Source organism: Pseudomonas sp. 18-147 (assembly GCF_051048045.1).
GTDB classification, from domain to species: Bacteria; Pseudomonadota; Gammaproteobacteria; order Pseudomonadales; family Pseudomonadaceae; genus Pseudomonas; species Pseudomonas aeruginosa.
Genome location: NZ_CP182296.1, coordinates 4,677,609 through 4,698,121, shown reverse-complemented (window position 1 = coordinate 4,698,121; position 20,513 = coordinate 4,677,609). Strand labels below are relative to the sequence as shown.

The 20,513-nt window shown below is 67.0% G+C and carries 18 protein-coding genes; 16 read left to right on the top strand and 2 right to left on the bottom strand.

Features of this window, described 5'->3' with window-relative positions; genetic code table 11:
• Positions 1 to 102 precede the first annotated feature (102 nt).
• Complete coding sequence (locus ACM0M4_RS22265; RefSeq protein WP_074198674.1) at positions 103 to 2,298, bottom strand: FUSC family protein; 2,196 nt, start codon at positions 2,296 to 2,298, stop codon at positions 103 to 105.
• A gap of 219 nt (positions 2,299 to 2,517) precedes the next feature.
• Between ACM0M4_RS22265 and ACM0M4_RS22260 the strand changes: the two genes are divergently transcribed.
• Positions 2,518 to 3,462, top strand: a complete 945-nt coding sequence (locus ACM0M4_RS22260; RefSeq protein WP_003105984.1) for a LysR family transcriptional regulator — start codon at positions 2,518 to 2,520, stop codon at positions 3,460 to 3,462.
• Positions 3,463 to 3,595: 133 nt separating this feature from the next.
• Here ACM0M4_RS22260 and ACM0M4_RS22255 read toward each other — a convergent pair whose 3' ends face one another.
• Positions 3,596 to 4,492, bottom strand: coding sequence for a LysR substrate-binding domain-containing protein (locus ACM0M4_RS22255; protein ID WP_003085908.1), 897 nt, complete (start codon positions 4,490 to 4,492; stop codon positions 3,596 to 3,598).
• A 116-nt stretch (positions 4,493 to 4,608) separates the two neighbouring features.
• Between ACM0M4_RS22255 and ACM0M4_RS22250 the strand changes: the two genes are divergently transcribed.
• The 15 genes from ACM0M4_RS22250 (at position 4,609) to aotP (ending at position 20,489) form a co-directional block, all read left to right on the top strand.
• Complete coding sequence (locus ACM0M4_RS22250; RefSeq protein WP_003085910.1) at positions 4,609 to 5,436, top strand: FAS1-like dehydratase domain-containing protein; 828 nt, start codon at positions 4,609 to 4,611, stop codon at positions 5,434 to 5,436.
• 45 nt (positions 5,437 to 5,481) lie between these two features.
• The gene (locus tag ACM0M4_RS22245; RefSeq protein ID WP_010793880.1) at positions 5,482 to 6,642 is read left to right on the top strand and encodes an acyl-CoA dehydrogenase family protein; all 1,161 of its coding nucleotides are present in this window, start codon (positions 5,482 to 5,484) and stop codon (positions 6,640 to 6,642) included.
• Positions 6,643 to 6,656: 14 nt separating this feature from the next.
• Positions 6,657 to 7,037, top strand: coding sequence for a VOC family protein (locus ACM0M4_RS22240; RefSeq protein ID WP_003085915.1), 381 nt, complete (start codon positions 6,657 to 6,659; stop codon positions 7,035 to 7,037).
• A gap of 38 nt (positions 7,038 to 7,075) precedes the next feature.
• On the top strand, positions 7,076 to 8,428 hold the full coding sequence (locus ACM0M4_RS22235) for an MmgE/PrpD family protein (protein WP_010793881.1): 1,353 nt from the start codon (positions 7,076 to 7,078) through the stop codon (positions 8,426 to 8,428).
• Positions 8,429 to 8,483: 55 nt separating this feature from the next.
• Positions 8,484 to 9,686, top strand: coding sequence for a CaiB/BaiF CoA transferase family protein (locus ACM0M4_RS22230; RefSeq protein WP_010793882.1), 1,203 nt, complete (start codon positions 8,484 to 8,486; stop codon positions 9,684 to 9,686).
• A gap of 10 nt (positions 9,687 to 9,696) precedes the next feature.
• A complete protein-coding gene (locus tag ACM0M4_RS22225) occupies positions 9,697 to 10,524 on the top strand; it encodes an HpcH/HpaI aldolase/citrate lyase family protein (protein ID WP_003085920.1) in 828 nt (275 codons plus the stop codon).
• A 113-nt stretch (positions 10,525 to 10,637) separates the two neighbouring features.
• Positions 10,638 to 11,633, top strand: coding sequence for a TRAP transporter substrate-binding protein (locus tag ACM0M4_RS22220; protein WP_003114244.1), 996 nt, complete (start codon positions 10,638 to 10,640; stop codon positions 11,631 to 11,633).
• A gap of 48 nt (positions 11,634 to 11,681) precedes the next feature.
• Positions 11,682 to 12,320, top strand: coding sequence for a TRAP transporter small permease (locus tag ACM0M4_RS22215; RefSeq protein WP_031672199.1), 639 nt, complete (start codon positions 11,682 to 11,684; stop codon positions 12,318 to 12,320).
• Positions 12,317 to 13,600 carry a C4-dicarboxylate TRAP transporter large permease protein DctM gene (gene dctM, locus ACM0M4_RS22210; RefSeq protein WP_003085927.1) on the top strand — a complete coding sequence of 428 codons (1,284 nt, stop codon included), beginning with the start codon at positions 12,317 to 12,319 and terminating at the stop codon, positions 13,598 to 13,600. Before ACM0M4_RS22215 ends, dctM begins: the two co-directional genes overlap by 4 nt.
• 181 nt (positions 13,601 to 13,781) lie before the next feature.
• Positions 13,782 to 15,737, top strand: coding sequence for an acetate--CoA ligase (acs, locus tag ACM0M4_RS22205; protein ID WP_003110260.1), 1,956 nt, complete (start codon positions 13,782 to 13,784; stop codon positions 15,735 to 15,737).
• Positions 15,738 to 16,277: 540 nt separating this feature from the next.
• On the top strand, positions 16,278 to 17,057 hold the full coding sequence (locus ACM0M4_RS22200) for an ABC transporter substrate-binding protein (RefSeq protein ID WP_003085932.1): 780 nt from the start codon (positions 16,278 to 16,280) through the stop codon (positions 17,055 to 17,057).
• Positions 17,058 to 17,175: 118 nt separating this feature from the next.
• Positions 17,176 to 17,865, top strand: coding sequence for an ABC transporter permease (locus ACM0M4_RS22195; RefSeq protein ID WP_003085934.1), 690 nt, complete (start codon positions 17,176 to 17,178; stop codon positions 17,863 to 17,865).
• 16 nt (positions 17,866 to 17,881) lie between these two features.
• On the top strand, positions 17,882 to 18,580 hold the full coding sequence (locus ACM0M4_RS22190; protein WP_003085936.1) for an ABC transporter permease: 699 nt from the start codon (positions 17,882 to 17,884) through the stop codon (positions 18,578 to 18,580).
• A 13-nt stretch (positions 18,581 to 18,593) separates the two neighbouring features.
• A complete protein-coding gene (locus ACM0M4_RS22185; protein ID WP_003085938.1) occupies positions 18,594 to 19,706 on the top strand; it encodes a M14 family metallopeptidase in 1,113 nt (370 codons plus the stop codon).
• Between the two features lie 18 nt (positions 19,707 to 19,724).
• Positions 19,725 to 20,489, top strand: a complete 765-nt coding sequence (gene aotP, locus ACM0M4_RS22180) for an arginine/ornithine transport ATP-binding protein AotP (RefSeq protein ID WP_003085940.1) — start codon at positions 19,725 to 19,727, stop codon at positions 20,487 to 20,489.
• The last annotated feature ends 24 nt before the right edge of the window (positions 20,490 to 20,513 follow it).

Genomic DNA, 20,513 nt, shown 5'->3' with positions numbered 1-20,513 from the left:
GTTGGGATAGGCTGCGACATATAGACTCAGTCAAGACAAGAACCTTGTACGGATCGGTAACAATATCCCTGTGGCCTTCTGCGCCGCGGCTTTGCGACCGGCTCACGGGTTTCTTTCCTGGCCCAGGGGCGATTGCGGGTCGAGCAGGGCGCTGCGAATGAAGTGCAGGTAGCTGAGCACCCGTCGCAGCGGCGAGGTATCGAACTGCGGTGCGCGCGGCTCCGGCGCCGCCCGTACCGCCATGATCGCCTGGTTCACCGCGTGCAGGGCGCGCTGGCGGTTGCTCGGCCCGGGTTGCAGGAACAGCCGGATCAGCGCCCGGCCCATCAGGCGGATCGCCCGGCGCCAGGCGGTGCGTTCGGCGTAGCAGGGCTCCTGGGGCAGGCGTTGCTGTTCGAGGCGCAGCTCGATGATCGCCTGGCCGACCTCCAGCACCAGGAACATCCAGCCCAGCAACCGGCGTTGCACGTCCGGGCGGCCGGCGGAGAAGGTGTAGGCCTGGTTCAGCAGGTCGCGGGTGCCGCTTTCGAAACCGGAGACCAGGCCCTTGCTCTTGCCGCTGATGGCGAACACCACCCGCTCGCGCAGGTCGTGCTCCAGGCGCTTCCACATCCACGGCCGGTTCGGCGGCAGGATCACCATGGCGGCGACCGTGGCGAGGACCATCGACAAGAGTAGTGCCAGGTATTCGTTGAAGAAGGCCAGGGCGTCGTAGCGCGCCATGTTGGCCGGCAGCGAGGCGAAGCAGAACCACACCAGTAGGCCGACGCCGTAGCCGTTCCACTGCGGCCGCCAGAGCAGCAGGGCGCCGACCGCGAAGACCGGCAGCAGGCAGCAGAGCAGCATCGGGAAACCGTCCACGTGGGGTAGCAGGTAGAGCAGCACGAACAGCCCGGTGCAGGCCCCGGCGAGGGTCCCGAGGGTGAGTTGCAGCGACAACCGGCCGGGATTCGGCGAGGTCGAGGAGAGCGCCGAGATCAGTACCGCGGTGAGGGCGAAGGTGCCGCCGTGGGGCCAGGAGGTCTGGATCCAGAACGTGCCGAGCAGGCCGATCATCAGCGCGCTGCGCGCTCCGGCGACCAGCGCGGCGACCGGGTTGGCGCGGGCGACGAAGCTTTCCTTCCATTGCTCGCGGGCATGGTGGTGTTCGGCCAGGGAAGCGTGGGTCAGGGCGTAGTTGTGCAGGTCGTCGGTGAAACGGAAGGCCAGTTCGGCAGCGGTGTTGAAATCCAGCAGGTCGTTCTCGCCGGGGCGCTGCTCCACCAGGCGCTGGCGGGCCTGGCGGATGTTCTGCATCAGTTCCGGCTTGTAGGCCTCGATGCGTTCGGCCAGGCGCGCGGCGTCGGCGTCGGTGGGCGTCCGTTCGCGAATCGGCGCGAGCAGCCCGGCAAGCTCCGCCAGGCAGGGCGCCAGGACCTCCAGGACATTCTGCGCCCCGCGCCCGCGCAGGCGTTCGAGCAGGCGGTGGAGGCCGTGGAAGCGACTGGTCATGACCATGAATTCGTTGTTCAGGCGAATCAGCCGGCCGCTGCGCAGGCGCATGTGCGGATCTTCGAAAGTAGTGGCGCTGCGCAGGTTTTCCAGGCCCACGGACTGGGCGACGAAGCGCGCGCTGAGCTCGCCGAAGCGCTCGCCGTCGAGGCTGCCCTGCAGGCCTTCGGCGGCGAACCCGGCGAAGTCGCGGAAGCGCCCGTAGAGTGTGTTGCGCAGGGCGGCGCCGCTGGTCTGCGGCAGGAAGATGGCGCTGACGGTACCGGTGCAGAGGATGCCCAGGGATATTTCCAGGACCCGCCACAGCGCCGCCATGAAGGCGCCTTCCGGGTGCGCGGTGGCTGGAATCCCGATCATGGTCGCGGTGTAGCCGGCGAGTACGCAGGCGTAGCCGCGGAAATCGCGGTAGCGCGCGGCGCCGGCGGTGCACAGGCCGACCCAGAGCGCCAGGCAGGCGAGGAACAGCACGCGCTCCTGGGCGAACAGGGCGATCAGAGTGACCATCACGCTGAGGCCGATCAGGGTTCCGACGATGCGGTAGAAGCTCTTGGCCAGGACCTGCCCGCTCTGCGTCTGCATGACGATGAAGACCGTCACCAGCACCGTGCTCGGCTGCGGCAGTTCCAGGCGATAGGCCAGCCACAGGGCGAGGCTGGCGGTGATCAGGGCCTTGAACACGAAGACCCAGGCGACGCCGTCGCTACGCGCCCATTCGAGCAGGGCGCGGCGCAATTCGTCGGGGCTGGGAAAGAACGCGAGGGGAGCCGGTGGAACCAGGGGGAGACCTTTCCGGGTGGCGCGGGGCACTGCTGCGAATCCTGAACGACGGCGAGGGGAGGCCGAAACGGCTGGGAATTCTAGGAGCGCCCGCGCTTGCGGATAAGAGCTCGGATAGGTGAAAAATTTTTGTCACAAAAGGCAATAATAGGTGGGTTGACTCGTGACAGAATCTGCGCCGCCTTGGGGTGTCCTCCGGGTTGCGTGGAAAAGAGACGCGCCATAAGCGTCAGAGCCTAGAGGGCCGTGATGGATATCCTGTTCAATATGCGCGCGTTCGTCAGCGTCGCGGAGACCGGCAGTTTCACTGCCGCCGCCCAGCGCCTGGACCTGACGACCGCCTATGTCTCCCGTGCGGTGGCCAAGCTGGAGGCCCACCTGCAGACCCGCCTGCTGCATCGCACCACCCGGCGCATCGCGCTGACCGAAGCCGGGCAGCGCTACCTGATGCGCGCCCAGCAGATACTCGCCTACATCGAGGAGGCCGAGGCCGAGGCGGGCGACGCCCATGCGCGGCCGTCGGGCACGCTGAAGGTCCACGCGATGACCGGCATCGGCCAGCACTACCTGATCAAGGCCATCTCGCAATATTGCGAGACCTACCCGGAGGTTGGCTTCGACCTGACCCTGGCCAACCGGATCACCGACATTCTCGACGAGGGCTACGACATTTCCGTGGTGATCGCCCCCGAGCTGCCGGACTCCGGTTTCGTCTCCAAGTGCATCGGCCAGACCTACAGCATCCTCTGCGCCTCGCCGGGCTACATTGCCGCGCACGGCTTCCCCAAGCTGCCGGCGGAGCTGTCCGCGCACCGTTGCCTGCGCCTGGTGAACTCGGTGATGTCGCTGGACCGCTGGCTGTTCGACGGTCCCGACGGCCAGGAACTGGCCTGCATCAACCAGACGCATTTCCAGGTCAACACCGCCGACGCCATGACCGAGGCGGTGGTCTCCGGCATGGGTATCGGCGCGCTGCCGGTGTACGCGGCGGTCAACGGCCTGAAGGACGGCAGCCTGGTGCGGGTGTTGCCGCGCTATAGCCTGTTCCATCTCAACGTCTACGCCCTCTACCCCTCGCGGCAGTACCTGGATGCGAAGATCCGCACCTGGGTCGAGTTCCTCCGCGAGCACATGCCGGCGATGCTCGCCGCGGACGAGCACAGCCTGGCGGAGAGCGGTGGGTTGGCGAACTGAGCGGGAGTGGTGGGCGGCGCCCTTCGCGACGATCGCACCCCGGCTTGTCGGGAGTCGTAGGGCGGATAACCGCCTGGCGGTTGTCCGCCGATTCTCCGGAGCCCCGCGGACAACGCCAGGGGCGTTATCCGCCCTACAGGCTGTCTCCCACCCTCTGCAACTCCTCGATCAACGCCCGCAGGCAACTCGGCAGTGCTTCCAGGTCGCGTACCAGCAGGCTGCGCTCGCGGATCGCCCAGGGCTCGTCGAGTTCGATGGTCGCCAGCTTCATCGTCCGGCTGTGGCGGCGCGCGGCGGACTGCGGGATCACGCCGATGCCGACGCCGCCCTCGATCATCCGGCAGATCGCCTCGAAGCTGGAGACCTGGATGCGCAGCGATAGCTGCTCGCCCATCTGCTCCACCCGTTCGTACAGGAAGGCGTGCAGGGTGGTGCCCTCGGGCAGGCCGATATGCTGGAACTGCAGGGTGTCGCGTAGGCGTACCCTGGCCTGTCCGGCCAGCGGATGGCCCTGGGGCACCGCCATCACCAGGCGGTCGGTGCTGAAATGCAGGACCTGCAGGCCACTGGCCGCCACCGGCCCGGCGATGATGCCGAGGTCGGTGGAGCCGTCCAGCACGCCGCGGACAATGTCGCGGCTGAGGCGTTCCTGCAGGTCGACGGTGACCCCGGGACGAGCGGCGAGGAAGCCGGCGAGGATTTCCGGAAGGAATTCGGTGACCGCGGTGGTATTGGCGAAGATGCGGATATGCCCGGCGGCGTCGCTGCCGTACTCGGTGAACTCGCTCTTCAGGTATTCCACCTGGCGCATGATCAGCCGCGCGTGCTGTAGCAGGCGCTGGCCCGCCGGGGTCAGTTCGACGCCGCGGCTGTCGCGATACAGCAGGCGGCTGCCAAGCTGGCCTTCGAGCGCCTTGACCCGCGCGCTGGCGGCGGCCGGGGAAAGGAAGGCGCGGCGCGCGCCCTGGGTCAGGCTGGGCGACTCGGCGATATGGATGAACAGGCGCAGGTCGGCGAGATCGAAATGCATGGGCACTCCATGGCGTTCGGCAAATCCGAACGCGCCATTGCGTAATTGCAAATTCTCAAAACGCTAGCATCCTATCATTCTCCTCCCATCACCCCCTAGGTCATGGGAAGCCACGCATGAGTGAGTCCGCTTTCGCCCCCTGGATCGGTCGCCAGGAAGAAACCCACGATCAATTGAGCCGCAACCTGGTCAAGCGCATCGCCGCCACCTTCGGCGAGCCGACCCCGGCCCACGGCGAAGCGCTGCCGCCGCTCTGGCACTGGGCGTTCTTCCAGGACCCGGTGGAGGCCGCCGGCCTCGGCGTCGACGGCCACCCGGCGCGCGGCGGTTTCCTGCCGCCGGCGGACGATCGCAACCGCATGTGGGCCGGCGGGCGCCTGGAGTTCCACCAGCCGCTGCGGGTCGGCGGCGAGGCCAGCCGCACCTCGACCATCCTCCGGGTCGAGGAGAAGCACGGTCGCAGCGGCGCGCTGCTGTTCGTCACCCTGCGCCACGACTACCGCCAGGACGGCCAACTGGCGCTGAGCGAAGAGCACGACATCGTCTACCGCGAACCGACCCCGCCCAAGCTCGGCGGTACCGAGGCCTTGCCCGAGGGCGACTGGCGCGAGGCGCTGGAGCCCGATCCGGTGTTGCTGTTCCGCTACTCGGCGGTGACTTTCAACGGCCACCGCATTCACTACGACTGGCCCTATGTCACCGATGCCGAAGGCTATCCGGGCCTGGTGGTGCACGGTCCGCTGATCGCCACCCTGGCCCTGCGCGCGTTCTGCCGGGCCAATCCGCAGGCGCGCCTGCGTCGCTTCGCCTATCGCGGCCTGCGCCCGCTGATCTGTCCCGAGCCGTTCGAGGTCGGCGGCCGCCTGCTCGCTGCCGGCAAGGCCGAGGTATGGGTCGGCAATGGCGCCGGCCTGGCCCAGCGCGGCGACGTGGAATTCGACTGAAAGGGCCCCAGCGCCCATCCAACGACAAGAATCGAGGAGTCACCGATGAATCCGAACAGCGAAGAGCTGAACGCGATCCGCGAGGGCGTACGTGCCCTCTGCGCCGAATTCGACGCCGCCTACTGGCGCCGCATCGATGAGCAGCGCGGTTTTCCCGAGGCCTTCGTCAAGGCCCTGACCGACGCCGGCTGGCTCTCGGCGATGATCCCGGAGGAGTACGGCGGTTCCGGTCTGGGCCTGGCCGAGGCCTCGGTGATCCTGGAGGAAGTCAACCGCTGCGGCGGCAACTCCGGCACCGTGCACGGGCAGATGTACAACATGTTCACGTTGCTGCGTAACGGCAGCGAGGCGCAGAAGCGCTTCTACCTGCCGAAGCTGGCCAGCGGCGAGCTGCGCCTGCAGTCGATGGGGGTGACCGAGCCGACCACCGGCACCGATACCACCAAGATCAAGACCACCGCCGTGCGCAAGGGCGACCGCTATGTGATCAACGGGCAGAAGGTGTGGATCTCGCGGATCCAGCACTCCGACCTGATGATCCTGCTGGCGCGCACCACGCCGCTGGCCGAGGTGAAGCGCAAGTCCGAAGGCATGTCGATCTTCCTCGTCGACCTGCGCGAGGCCATCGGCAAGGGCCTGTCCGTGCAGCCGATCGCCAACATGGTCAACCACGAGACCAACGAGCTGTTCTTCGACAACCTGGAGATCCCCGCCGATAGCCTGATCGGCGAGGAAGGCAAGGGCTTCCGCTACATCCTCGACGGCCTCAATGCCGAGCGCACCCTGATCGCCGCCGAATGCATCGGCGACGGCCGCTGGTTCATCGACAAGGCCAGCCACTATGCCCGCGACCGCGTGGTCTTCGGCCGGCCGATAGGGCAGAACCAGGGCGTGCAGTTCCCCATCGCCGAGGCGCACATCGAAGTGGAGGCCGCCGACCTGATGCGCTGGCGCGCCTGCCAGGAGTACGACGCCGGGCTCAACGCCGGGGCCAGCGCGAACATGGCCAAGTACCTGGCGGCGAAAGCTTCCTGGGAGGCGGCCAACGCCTGCCTGCAGACCCACGGCGGCTTCGGCTTCGCCTGCGAGTACGACGTCGAGCGCAAGTTCCGCGAGACCCGCCTGTACCAGGTGGCGCCGATCTCCACCAACCTGATCCTGTCCTACGTGGCCGAGCACCTGCTCGAACTGCCGCGCTCGTTCTGAAGCGGGAGCCGCCCATGCAGATCGACCGTCTCGACCACCTGGTGCTCACCGTCCGCGACATCGACGCCAGCATCGATTTCTACACCCGCGTGCTGGGCATGCGCGCCGTTACCTTCGGCGCGGGTCGCAAGGCCCTCGCCTTCGGTGCGCAGAAGATCAACCTGCACCAGGCCGGGGGCGAATTCGAACCCAAGGCCGAGCGACCTACGCCAGGGTCCGCCGACCTCTGTTTCATCGTCGCCACGCCACTCGAGGCGGTGGCCGAGCAACTGCGCCAGCAGGCCGTGGAAATCCTCGAGGGCCCGGTGCAGCGCACCGGCGCCGGCGGGCCGATCCTCTCGCTGTACCTGCGCGACCCCGACCTGAACCTGATCGAACTGAGCAACCCGCTGTAGGCCGCGTGCCTCGGGACAACTACAAGAGAGCGTTGGTCATGACCGACTACACCCAGCAACTCGCCGGCTTTCTCACCGGCCTGCGCTACCAGGACCTGCCGCCGGCGGTGTTGGCGCGGATGGAAGAATTGTTCCTCGACTGGCTCGGCTCGGCGCTGGCCGGCAAGGGCCAGCATCCGATCCCATTGTTCGAGCGCTACGCCGAACGCATGGGCCCGGCCGACGGTAGCGCGCAGATCCTGCCCAGTCGGCGGCGCAGCTCGCCGTATTTCGCCGCCCTGGTGAACGGCGCGGCTTCCCACGTGGTGGAGCAGGACGACCTGCACAACAGCTCGGTGCTGCACCCCGCGGCGGTGGTCTTCCCTGCTGCCCTGGCCGCGGCCCAGGACCTCGGCCGCAGCGGCGCCGAGCTGATCCTCGCGGCGGTGGCCGGCTACGAGGCCGGCATCCGCATCGGCGAATTCCTCGGCCGTTCCCACTACCGGGTGTTCCATACCACTGCCACGGTCGGCACCCTCGCCGCGGCAGTGGCGGTGGGCAAGCTGATGGACTTCGACCGCGAGCGCTTCGTCGACCTGCTCGGCAGCGCCGGAACCCAGGCCGCCGGGCTCTGGGAGTTCCTCCGCGACGCCGCCGATTCCAAGCAGTTGCATACCGCCAAGGCCGCCGCCGACGGGCTGCTCGCCGCCTATCTCACCGCCGACGGCCTGAGCGGCGCGCGACACATCCTCGAAGGCGAGCAGGGGATGGCCGCCGGGATGTCCAGCGACGCCGACCCCGAGCGCCTGGTGGATCGCCTCGGCAGCCGCTGGGCGTTGCTGGAAACCTCGTTCAAGTTCCACGCCTCGTGCCGCCATACCCATCCCGCGGCCGACGCGCTGCTGGCGCTGATGCAGCGCGAAGGGCTCGATCACTCGCAGATCGCCGCGGTCACCGCGCGGGTCCACCAGGGCGCCATCGACGTGCTCGGCCGGGTGGTCGAGCCGCAGACCGTGCACCAGGCGAAGTTCTCCATGGGCACCGTGCTGGGCCTGATCGCCGTGTACGGCAAGGCCGGCCTCGGCGAGTTCCATCGGCATGCGCTGAGCGACCCGCGGGTCGCAGCGTTCCGCGAGCGGGTCGAGATGCGCCTGGACCCGGATGTCGATGCCGCCTATCCGCAGCGCTGGCTCGGGCGGGTCGAAGTACTCGATCGCCAGGGGCGGCGCCATACCGCCGCCATCGACGAACCCAAGGGCGATCCCGGCAATACCCTCAGCCGCGACGAACTGGCCGATAAGTTCCGCCGCCTGCTGGCGTTCTCCGGCGCGGCCACCGACGCCGAGGCGGAAATCCTCATCCAGCGCGCCTGGGGCCTGCGCCAGGCGCCTTCCGTAGCGCCGCTGATCTGATCAACCGAACCAGCCGCACCTCGTCTTCGACGGACGAGGGCAGGGAGTCCGACCCATGACACAATCCCACCGACCGCGCCCGCTCGACGGCATCACCGTGGTCAGCCTGGAGCACGCCATCGCCGCGCCGTTCTGCACCCGCCAACTGGCCGATCTCGGCGCGCGGGTGATCAAGATCGAACGCCCCGGCGTCGGCGATTTCGCCCGCGGTTACGACGAGCGGGTCAACGGCCTGTCGTCGCACTTCGTCTGGACCAATCGTTCCAAGCAGAGCCTCAGCCTCGATCTCAAGCAGGCCGAGGCGCTGCCGTTGCTGGAGAAGCTGCTGGCCGGCGCCGACGTGCTGGTGCAGAACCTCGCGCCGGGCGCCGCCGCGCGCCTGGGCCTGTCCTACGAGGCGTTGCGCGAGCGCTTCCCGCGACTGATCGTCTGCGATATCTCCGGCTACGGCGAAGGCGGTCCCTACGAGAAGAAGAAGGCCTACGACCTGCTGATCCAGAGCGAGGGCGGCTTCCTTTCGGTGACCGGCGGCGCCGGGCCGAACGAGATGGCCAAGGCCGGCTGTTCGATCGCCGATATCGCCGCCGGCATGTACGCCTACAGCAGCATCCTTTCGGCCCTGCTGCTGCGCGAGCGCACCGGCGAGGGCAGCCGCATCGACGTGTCGATGCTGGAGAGCCTGGTGGAGTGGATGGGCTACCCGATGTACTACGCCTACCAGGACGCGCCGCCGCCGCCGCGCGCCGGCGCTTCGCACTCGACCATCTACCCCTATGGGCCATTCCCCGCCGGCGACGGCGGCACAGTGATGCTCGGCCTGCAGAACGAGCGCGAGTGGCGGGCCTTCTGCGACAAGGTCCTGCGCCGCCCGGAGCTGGCCGACGACGAACGCTTCTCGGCGAACTTCAAGCGCTCGGCCAACCGCGAGGAGCTGCGTGCGCTGATCGTCGAAGCCTTCGCCGCCTTGCCGGCCGCCGAGGTGGTGGCGCGCCTGGAACAGGCGCAGATCGCCAACGCCCACGTCAACGACATGGCCGGGGTCTGGGCGCACCCGCAGTTACAGGCGCGGCAACGCTGGACCTCCATCGACAGCCCGGCCGGGCGCCTGCCGGCGTTGTTGCCGCCGGCCAGCAGCAGCGCCTTCGTTCCGCGCATGGATGCGGTGCCGGGGCTGGGCGGCGACAGCGACGCGCTGCTTGCCGAACTGGGCTGTACCGCGGCCGATATCCAGCGCCTGCGCGCGACCGGAACGGTATGAGGAGGCGGACATGAACCGACAGATCGTGCGCAGCGCGCTGTTCGTCCCGGCGACCCGCCCGGAGCGGATCCCCAAGGCCCTTGCCAGCGGCGCCGACCGGGTCATCGTCGACCTCGAGGATGCGGTGGAGGAGGGGCTGAAGGTCGAGGCGCGGGCCAATCTCCGGCGTTTCCTCGTCGATACGCCGGAAGCCCGGGTGCTGGTGCGGATCAACGCGGCGGAGCATCCCGGGCATGCCGACGACCTGGCGCTGTGCCGCGACCACGCCGGAGTGATCGGCCTGCTCCTGCCGAAAGTGGAGAGCGCCGCCCAGGTGCGCCACGCCGCCGTGGCCAGCGGCAAGCCGGTCTGGCCCATCGTCGAGAGTGCCCGCGGCCTTGCCGCGCTAGGCGAGATCGCCGCCGCCGCGGGGGTCGAGCGGCTGTCCTTCGGCAGCCTCGACCTGGCCCTGGACCTCGATCTCAACAGCGGCAGCAACGCCGCCGAACAGATTCTCGGTCACGCCCGTTACGCACTGCTCCTGCAAACGCGCCTGGCAGGCCTGGCGCCGCCGCTGGACGGCGTCTATCCGGCGATCCAGAACCGTGCCGGACTGGTCGAGGCAGTGCGCTTCGCTCGCGACATGGGCTTCGGCGGGTTGCTGTGCATCCATCCGAGCCAGGTCGAGCCGATCCACCAGACATTGATGCCGAGTCCCGCGGAACTGGAGTGGGCGCGTCGGGTTGCAGAGGCCGGCGCCTCCGGTGCCGGCGTCTTCGTGGTCGACGGCGAGATGGTCGACGCGCCGGTGCTGGGACGCGCGCGACGCCTGCTGGAGCGGGCCGGGGAGGGTGGCTGAACGCGTTCGACAGACGCGAACGCGGGCTTGAGCAATGGCGAATTCTCCGAACGCGCCGGCTGCGTCAGGCTCGTCGATACCTCGAAAGCACAACAACAATCTGAGGTCACGAAATGTTCAAGACGATGGTACGGGCGCTGTTGTGCGCCCTGGCGATCGGTGGCTCCTGCCTGGCGAATGCCGCGCAGCCGATCGTCATCAAGTTCTCCCACGTGGTCGCGGAAAACACGCCCAAAGGCCAGGGCGCGCTGCTGTTCAAGAAACTCGTCGAACAGCGCCTGGGCGGCCGGGTCGAGGTAGACGTCTATCCCAACTCGTCGCTGTTCGGCGACGGCAAGGAAATGGAGGCGCTGCTGCTGGGCGACGTGCAGATGCTGGCGCCGTCCCTGGCCAAGTTCGAGCAGTACACGCGCAAGGTGCAGATCTTCGACCTGCCGTTCCTCTTCGACGACATCCAGGCGGTCGACCGCTTCCAGCGCAGCCCGCAGGGGCGCGCCTTGCTGACCAGCATGCAGGGCAAGGGCATCCTCGGCCTGGCCTACTGGCACAACGGGATGAAGCAGCTCTCCGCCAATCGCCCGTTGCTGGAGCCGGAAGACGCGCGCGGGCTGAAATTCCGCGTGCAGGCGTCCGACGTGCTCAACGAGCAGTTCCGCCAGCTCCGCGCGATCTCCCGGAAGATGTCCTTCGCCGAGGTCTACCAGGGCTTGCAGACCGGCGTGGTGAATGGCACCGAGAACACCTGGTCGAACTACGAGAGCCAGAAGGTCAACGAGGTACAGAAGTATTTCACCGAGTCCAACCACGGCTTGGTGGACTACATGGTGATCACCAACGCGAAGTTCTGGAATGGCCTTCCGGCGGACATCCGCGAAGAACTGCAGCGGATCATGGACGAGGTCACCGTGCAGGTGAACCTCGAGGCCGAGCGCCTCAACCGCGACGCCCGCCAGCGCATCCTCGCCAGTGGCGCCAGCGAGATCCATACCCTGAGCCCGCAGCAGCGCGCCGACTGGCGCCAGGCGATGCAGCCGGTATGGCAGAAATTCCGCGGCAATGTCGGTGCCGATCTGCTCCAGGCCGCCGAAGCTTCCAACCGTCCCGATTGACCCGTCCGGCCCCGCCCGGCCGGGCGGGGCATTGTGGAGAACGCTGCGATGAATCGACTCGTGCGCGTGTGGAACCGCTTCGAGGAGGGCGCTATCGCCTTCCTGCTGGCGGCGATGACGCTGGTGACCTTCCTCTATGTGTTGATGACCAACGTCTTCACCCTGTTCTACGACCTCGGCGACCGCCTGCCGACACTGCGGGCTCCGCTGTACTCGATGGGCGACGCGATCCTCGGGGTAGCCCAGGATATGTCCTGGAGCAACGCGCTGACCAAGGCGCTGTTCGGCTGGCTGATCTTCCTCGGCATCGCCTACGGCGTACGCACCGCCGGCCACCTCGGGGTGGATGCCCTGGTGCGCCTGGCGCCGCGTCCCTTGCAGCGCCTGATCGGGATACTCGCCTGCCTCTGCTGCCTGGGCTACGCCGGGCTGTTCATGGTCGCCAGCTACGACTGGGTGAAGACCCTGTTCGTCGCCGGCATCGGCGCCGAGGACCTCGACCACTTCGGCATCCTCCAGGCCTACATCGCGGTGGTGGTGCCGGTCGGCTTCGGCCTGGTGCTGCTGCGCTACCTGGAAATCCTCGTCAACCTGTTGCGCGGTCGCCAGCTCGGGCTGGGCCTCGCCGACGAGGCCGCCGAGGCCTCCAAACTGGCCGGCGAAGAGGCCGGGGAGAACCGTCCATGACCGTGCTGATCCTGTTCCTGCTGCTGTTCCTGTTCATGTTCATCGGCGTGCCCATCGCCATCTCCCTGGGGCTGTCCGGCGCCCTGACGATCCTGCTGTTCAGCCCGGATTCGGTGCGCTCGCTGGCGATCAAGCTGTTCGAGACCTCCGAGGCCTACACCCTGCTGGCGATCCCGTTCTTCCTGCTCTCCGGCGCGTTCATGACCACCGGTGGCGTGGCGCGGCGCCTGATCGACTTCGCCAATGCCTGCGTCGGGCATATCCGCGGCGGCCTGGCGATCGCTGCGGTGCTTGCCTGCATGCTGTTCGCCGCGCTGTCCGGTTCGTCGCCGGCGACAGTGGCGGCGGTCGGCTCGATCGCTGTGGCCGGCATGGTCCGCTCCGGCTATCCGCGCGCCTTCGGCGCGGGGATCATCTGCAATGCCGGGACCCTGGGCATCCTCATCCCGCCATCGATCGTGATGGTGGTCTACGCCGCCGCCACCGAGACCTCGGTGGGCAAGCTGTTCGTCGCCGGGGTGGTTCCGGGGCTGCTGCTCGGGGTGATCCTGATGGTGGTGATCTACATCGTCGCGCGGGTCAAGAAGCTGCCGGCGCAGCCGCGCGCCAGCTTCCGCGAGTGGCTGGCCGCCGCACGCCGTGCAGGCTGGGGCCTGTTGTTGCTGGTGATCATCCTCGGCGGCATCTATTCCGGGCTGTTCACCCCCACCGAGGCGGCGGCGGTGGCGGCGGTGTATTCGGCCTTCGTCGCGCTGTTCGTGTACAAGGACATGCGCCTGCGCGACTGTCCCAAGGTGCTGCTGGAGTCGGGGCGGCTGAGCATCATGCTGATGTTCATCATCGCCAATGCCATGCTCTTCGCCCACGTGCTGACCACCGAGCAGATCCCCCAGCAGATCACCGAATGGGTGGTGCAGGAAGGCCTGACCCCGATCGGCTTCCTGCTGATGGTCAACGTGGTGCTGCTGGTCGCCGGCAGCTTCATGGAGCCCTCGGCGATCGTGCTGATCCTGGCGCCGATCTTCTTCCCCATCGCCATGAAGCTGGGCATCGACCCGATCCACCTGGGCATCGTCATGGTGGTGAACATGGAGATCGGCCTGGTACACCCGCCGGTCGGCCTCAACCTGTTCGTCACTTCGGCGGTCACCGGCATGCCGCTGGGGGCGACCATCCGCGCGGCGCTGCCGTGGCTGATGATCCTGCTGCTGTTCCTGATCCTGGTGACCTACGTGCCGTTGATCTCGCTGTGGCTGCCGGGCCTGCTGGGCATGAGCTGAGGTCGCGGCGGCGGGGCGCGGGACGCGCTCCGCCGCTGGCGCAAGGCTACGATCGGCGCGGCTTATAGCTACTATCGGCGCTGTCGCGCAGTGGTAAGACCATGGTCGTATGGTTCGTGGGGTGTGCGCTCGCTACAACTGGGCACAACAAAAACAACACTCACGTACCGAGGTTAAAGCCATGTCTGCGGCATCCCTGTACCCCGTGCACCCGGAAGCGGTGGCACGGACCTTCACCGACGAAGCCACCTACAAGACGATGTACCAGCAGTCCGTCGTCAACCCCGACGGCTTCTGGCGCGAGCAGGCCCAGCGGATCGACTGGATTAAGCCGTTCGAGAAGGTCAAGCAGACCTCCTTCGACGACCATCACGTGGACATCAAGTGGTTCGCCGACGGCACCCTCAACGTGTCGCACAACTGCCTCGACCGTCACCTCGCCGAACGCGGCGACCAGGTGGCGATCATCTGGGAAGGCGACGATCCCGCCGACCACCAGGAAATCACCTACCGCCAGCTCCACGAGCAGGTCTGCAAGTTCGCCAACGCCCTGCGCGGGCAGGACGTGCACCGCGGCGACGTAGTGACCATCTACATGCCGATGATCCCCGAGGCCGTGGTCGCCATGCTCGCCTGCACCCGCATCGGCGCGATCCACTCGGTGGTCTTCGGCGGCTTCTCCCCCGAGGCCCTGGCAGGACGCATCATCGATTGCAAGTCGAAGGTGGTGATCACCGCCGACGAAGGCGTGCGCGGCGGCAAGCGCACTCCGCTGAAGGCCAATGTCGACGACGCCCTGACCAACCCGGAAACCTCCAGCGTGCAGAAGATCATCGTCTGCAAGCGTACCGGTGCGGAGATCAAGTGGAACCAGCACCGCGACGTCTGGTACGACGACCTGATGAAGGTTGCCGGCAGCACTTGCGCACCCAAGGAAATGGGCGCCGAGGACCCGCTGTTCATCCTCTACACCTCCGGCTCCACCGGCAAGCCGAAGGGCGTGCTGCATACCACCGGCGGCTACCTGGTGTACGCCTCGCTGACCCACGAGCGGGTCTTCGACTACCGTCCGGGCGAAGTCTACTGGTGCACCGCCGACATCGGCTGGGTCACCGGCCACACCTACATCGTCTATGGCCCGCTGGCCAACGGCGCCACCACCATTCTGTTCGAGGGCGTGCCGAACTACCCCGACGTGACCCGCGTGGCGAAAATCATCGACAAGCACAAGGTCAACATCCTCTACACCGCGCCGACCGCGATCCGCGCGATGATGGCCGAAGGCAAGGCGGCGGTGGCCGGTGCCGACGGTTCCAGCCTGCGTCTGCTCGGTTCGGTGGGCGAGCCGATCAACCCGGAAGCCTGGCAGTGGTACTACGAGACCGTCGGCCAGTCGCGCTGCCCGATCGTCGACACCTGGTGGCAGACCGAGACCGGCGCCTGCCTGATGACCCCGCTGCCGGGCGCCCACGCGATGAAGCCGGGCTCTGCAGCCAAGCCGTTCTTCGGCGTGGTACCGGCACTGGTGGACAATCTCGGCAACCTGATCGAGGGCGCCGCCGAGGGCAACCTGGTGATCCTCGACTCCTGGCCGGGCCAGGCGCGGACCCTGTTCGGCGACCATGACCGCTTCGTCGACACCTACTTCAAGACCTTCAAGGGCATGTACTTCACCGGCGACGGCGCGCGCCGCGACGAGGACGGCTACTACTGGATCACCGGGCGGGTCGACGACGTGCTCAACGTCTCCGGCCACCGCATGGGCACCGCCGAGGTGGAAAGCGCGATGGTCGCCCACCCGAAGGTCGCCGAGGCGGCGGTGGTCGGCATGCAGCACGACATCAAGGGGCAGGGCATCTATGTCTACGTCACCCTCAACTCCGGGGTCGAGCCGAGCGAGGCGCTGCGCCAGGAGCTGAAGCAATGGGTTCGCCGCGAGATCGGTCCGATCGCCACGCCGGATGTGATCCAGTGGGCGCCGGGACTGCCGAAGACCCGTTCGGGCAAGATCATGCGGCGCATCCTGCGCAAGATCGCCGCGGCCGAGTACGACACCCTCGGCGACATCTCCACCCTTGCCGACCCGGGCGTGGTCCAGCACCTGATCGAGACCCATCGCTCGATGCAGGCCGCCTGACTTCCGCCTGATCCGAAACGACCCCGCGCGGTGCGAGCCGCGCGGGGTCTTTCATTTGGCGCGGGCCGAGGAGGAGGGCGTTTCGAATGGGCTCGCGCCGGGAATGGGGCGGCGGTAACACTTCGGTGATGCGCGCCTGCGCATAATTGGGGCGAGAGGAAACGCCACGCACAGCCAAGGTGCGACACGGGGTAGCAGTCGAGGCGAGTCGTAGCGGCCAAGCCATTGAAGGAGAAGGAATTGGCAATTTATGGCTTGAGATTTGCTTTACTCATTGATTACACTTCGCGCTTTCCGTGCACAAATGTCGCTGCCTGTCAATATCGCCGAATGCCCTCTTCGGTGCTTTTATAATTAGTTGTCGCATTGAAGAAATAACCACTTTCGGCCTGTCGCTAGAATGCCGCTCACCCCAGCTGGCGCCCTGTCCACGAGAAGGCGCCATGCGCAAGAGCCGGTGATCACGCATATCCGTCGGCAGCCTGGGCAAGGTTCTATTTCTCCTGCCAATCGATGCCATCCCCTTCGAAGGAGTTCCAGATGAAGAAGCTCGCACTTCTCGGCGCCCTGGCGCTGTCCGTGCTCTCCCTGCCCACTTTCGCCGCCGACAAGCCGGTGCGCATCGGCATCGAGGCGGCCTACCCGCCGTTCTCGCTGAAGACCCCGGACGGCCAGTTGGCAGGCTTCGACGTGGATATCGGCAATGCCCTCTGCGAAGAGATGAAGGTGCAGTGCAAGTGGGTCGAGCAGGAGTTCGACGGCCTGATCCCGGCACTCAAGGTGCGCAAGATCGATGCGATCCTCTCGTCGATGACCATCACCGACGAGCGCAAGCGTTCGGTCGACTTCACCAACAAGTACTACAACACCCCGGCGCGCTTCGTGATGAAGGAAGGCGCCAGCCTCAACGATCCCAAGGCCGACCTGAAGGGCAAGAAGGCCGGCGTGCTGCGTGGCAGTACCGCCGACCGCTACGCCTCCGCCGAACTGACCCCGGCCGGCGTCGAAGTGGTGCGCTACAACTCCCAGCAGGAAGCCAACATGGACCTGGTGGCCGGTCGCCTCGACGCGGTGGTCGCCGACTCGGTGAACCTCGAGGACGGCTTCCTCAAGACCGATGCCGGCAAGGGCTACGCCTTCGTCGGTCCGCAACTGACCGATGCCAAGTACTTCGGCGAAGGCGTCGGCATCGCCGTGCGCAAGGGCGATAGCGAGCTGGCCGGCAAGTTCAACGCGGCCATCGACGCGCTGCGCGCCAACGGCAAGTACAAGCAGATCCAGGACAAGTACTTCAGCTTCGACGTCTACGGTTCGAACTGACGCTATCCGTCAGAGGTGGCACAAACGTCCGCGACGCCTCGCGCTGTTTGTGCCACTTTTTTATTGACTGGACGCCACTGCTTTAGCGCTGCATTAGCTGCATAGAGGTACCGTTTTGATGATCACTGGCTACGGTGCGACCATCGTCGATGGCGCCTGGCTGACTCTCCAGCTGGCCCTGCTTTCCATGCTCCTGGCCATCGTCCTCGGCCTGCTGGGCGCGGCCTTCCGCCTGTCGCCGGTGCGCTGGCTGGCCTGGTGCGGCGACCTGTACGCCACGGTAGTGCGCGGCATCCCCGACCTGGTGCTGATCCTGCTGATCTTCTACGGCGGCCAGGGCCTGCTGAACTGGGTCGCCCCGCAACTCGGCTACGACGACTACATCGACCTGAATCCCTTCGTGTCCGGCGTCGGCACCCTCGGCTTCATCTTCGGCGCCTATCTCTCGGAGACCTTCCGCGGCGCCTTCATGGCGATTCCCAAGGGGCAGGGTGAGGCCGGCTACGCCTACGGCATGAGCCACCGCCAGGTGTTCTTCCGCATCCAGGTGCCGCAGATGATCCGCCTGGCGATCCCCGGCTTCACCAACAACTGGCTGGTGCTGGTCAAGGCCACCGCGCTGATTTCCGTGGTCGGCCTGCAGGACATGATGTTCAAGGCCAAGCAGGCCTCCGATGCGACCCGCGAGCCGTTCACCTACTACCTCGCCGTGGCCGGCCTGTACCTGCTGGTGACCAGCGTGTCGCTGCTGTTGCTGCGCCTGCTCGAACGCCGCTATTCGGTCGGCGTGAAAACCGCGGAACTGTGAGTCAAGGGGCCCTATCGTGATCTTCGATTTCTCCGTCATCTGGGACAGCCTTCCGCTCTATTTCGACGGCCTGCTGGTCACCCTCAAGCTGCTCTCGATCTCCCTGCTGATCGGTCTGCTGCTGGCGGTGCCGCTAGCGCTGATGCGGGTCTCCAAGCAGCCGCTGGTGAACTTCCCGGCCTGGCTCTATACCTACGTGATCCGCGGCACGCCGATGCTGGTCCAGCTGTTCCTGATCTACTACGGCCTGGCGCAGTTCGACGCGGTGCGCGAGAGCGCGCTGTGGCCCTGGTTGTCGAACGCCTCCTTCTGCGCCTGCCTGGCGTTCGCCATCAACACCAGCGCCTATACCGCCGAGATCCTCGCCGGCAGCCTGAAGGCCACGCCCCATGGCGAGATCGAGGCGGCCAAGGCGATGGGCATGTCGCGCCTGAAGATGTACCGCCGCATCCTCCTGCCGTCGGCCCTGCGGCGCGCCCTGCCGCAGTACAGCAACGAAGTGATCATGATGCTGCAGACCACCAGCCTGGCGTCCATCGTCACCCTGGTGGACATCACCGGCGCCGCGCGGACCGTCTACTCGCAGTACTACCTGCCGTTCGAGGCGTTCATCACCGCCGGCCTGTTCTACCTGTGCCTGACCTTCATCCTGGTGCGCCTGTTCAAGCTTGCCGAGCGCCGCTGGCTGGCCTACCTGGCGCCGCGCAAATCCTGATCCGGAGGACCGCATGGAGCGTATCGACCACCTGCTGCCGTGGAGCACCCTGGGAAGCGAGAAGCGCCTGAGCGTGTTCCGCTTCGGCTGCGGCGCGCGCAAGGTCTACATCCAGTCCAGCCTGCACGCCGACGAGCTGCCGGGCATGCGCACCGCCTGGGAGCTGAAGCAGCGGTTGCGCCTGCTGGAGGCGGAAGGCCGCCTGCGCGGCACCGTCGAGCTGGTGCCGGTGGCCAATCCGGTCGGTCTCGGGCAGATGATCCAGGCGCTGCACCAGGGGCGCTTCGAAATGAGCAGCGGGCGCAACTTCAATCGCGATTTCCCCGACCTGCTGGACGCGGTGATCGACAGCGTCGGCGAGCGTCTCGGCAGCGATCCGGCGGCCAATGTCGCGCTGGTCCGCCAGGCCCTGCGCGCGGCGCTGGACGCCCTGCCGCCGGCGACCTCGGAACTGGAGGGCATGCAGCGCCTGCTCTATCGCCACGCCTGCGACGCCGACCTGGTGCTCGACCTGCATTGCGACTTCGAGGCCGCCATCCATCTCTATACCCTGCCGCAGCAATGGCCCGCCTTCGCCTCCCTGGCCGCACGCCTGGGCGCCGCCGTCGGGCTGCTCGCCGAGGAGTCCGGCGGCGGTTCCTTCGACGAGGCCTGCTCGGTGCCGTGGCTGCGCCTGTCGCGCCTGTATCCGCGCGCCGAGCTGCCGCTGGCCTGCCTGGCGACCACCGTCGAACTCGGCGGCCAGGCCGATACCACGGCGCAGCAGGCCGAGGCCAACGCCGCGGCGATCCTGGCCTTCCTCGCCGAGCAGGGCTTCGTCGAGGGCGAATGGCCGGCGGCGCCCGAAGCCTGCTGCGAAGGCTTGCCCTTCGAAGGCACCGAATACGTCCACGCCCCGCATACCGGCGTGGTGAGTTTCCTGCGCCGGCCGGGCGAATGGGTGGAGGCGGGCGAACCGCTGTTCCAGGTCATCGATCCCCTGGCCGACCGTGCCAGCACCGTGTGCGCCGGGGTCTCCGGCGTGCTTTTCGCCATCGAACGGATGCGCTACGCGCAGCCGGGACTCTGGCTGGCCAAGGTGGCCGGTCGTCAACCGATCCGTCAGGGACGCTTGCTCAGCGACTGATTAGCCGAGAACACACACATGTACAAACTGGAAGTCCAAGACCTGCACAAGCGCTACGGTAGCCACGAGGTGCTCAAGGGCGTCTCGCTGGCGGCGAAAGCGGGCGACGTGATCAGCATCATCGGCTCGAGCGGTTCCGGCAAGAGCACCTTTCTGCGCTGCATCAACCTGCTGGAACAGCCGCACGCCGGCAAGATCCTGCTCAACGGCGAGGAGCTGAAGCTGGTGCCTGGCCGCGACGGCGCGCTGAAGGCCGCCGACTCCCGCCAGTTGCAGCGCATGCGCTCGCGCCTGTCGATGGTGTTCCAGCATTTCAACCTGTGGTCGCACATGAGCGCCTTGGAGAACGTCATCGAGGCGCCCGTGCATGTGCTCGGCGTGTCGAAGAAGGAAGCCATCGAGAAGGCCGAGCACTACCTGGCCAAGGTCGGCGTGGCGCACCGCAAGGACGCCTACCCGGCGCACATGAGCGGCGGCGAGCAGCAGCGCGTGGCGATCGCCCGGGCGCTGGCGGTGGAGCCGGAAGTGATGCTGTTCGACGAGCCGACCTCGGCGCTCGACCCCGAACTGGTGGGCGAAGTGCTGAAGGTCATGCAGGACCTGGCGCAGGAAGGTCGCACCATGGTGGTGGTGACCCACGAGATGGGTTTCGCCCGCGAGGTGTCGAACCAGTTGGTGTTCCTGCACAAGGGCCTGGTCGAGGAACACGGCTGCCCGAAGGAAGTCCTCGCCAACCCGCAGTCGGACCGCCTCAAGCAGTTCCTCTCCGGCAGCCTCAAGTAACATTCATCGCAGAGGCCGGCTAAG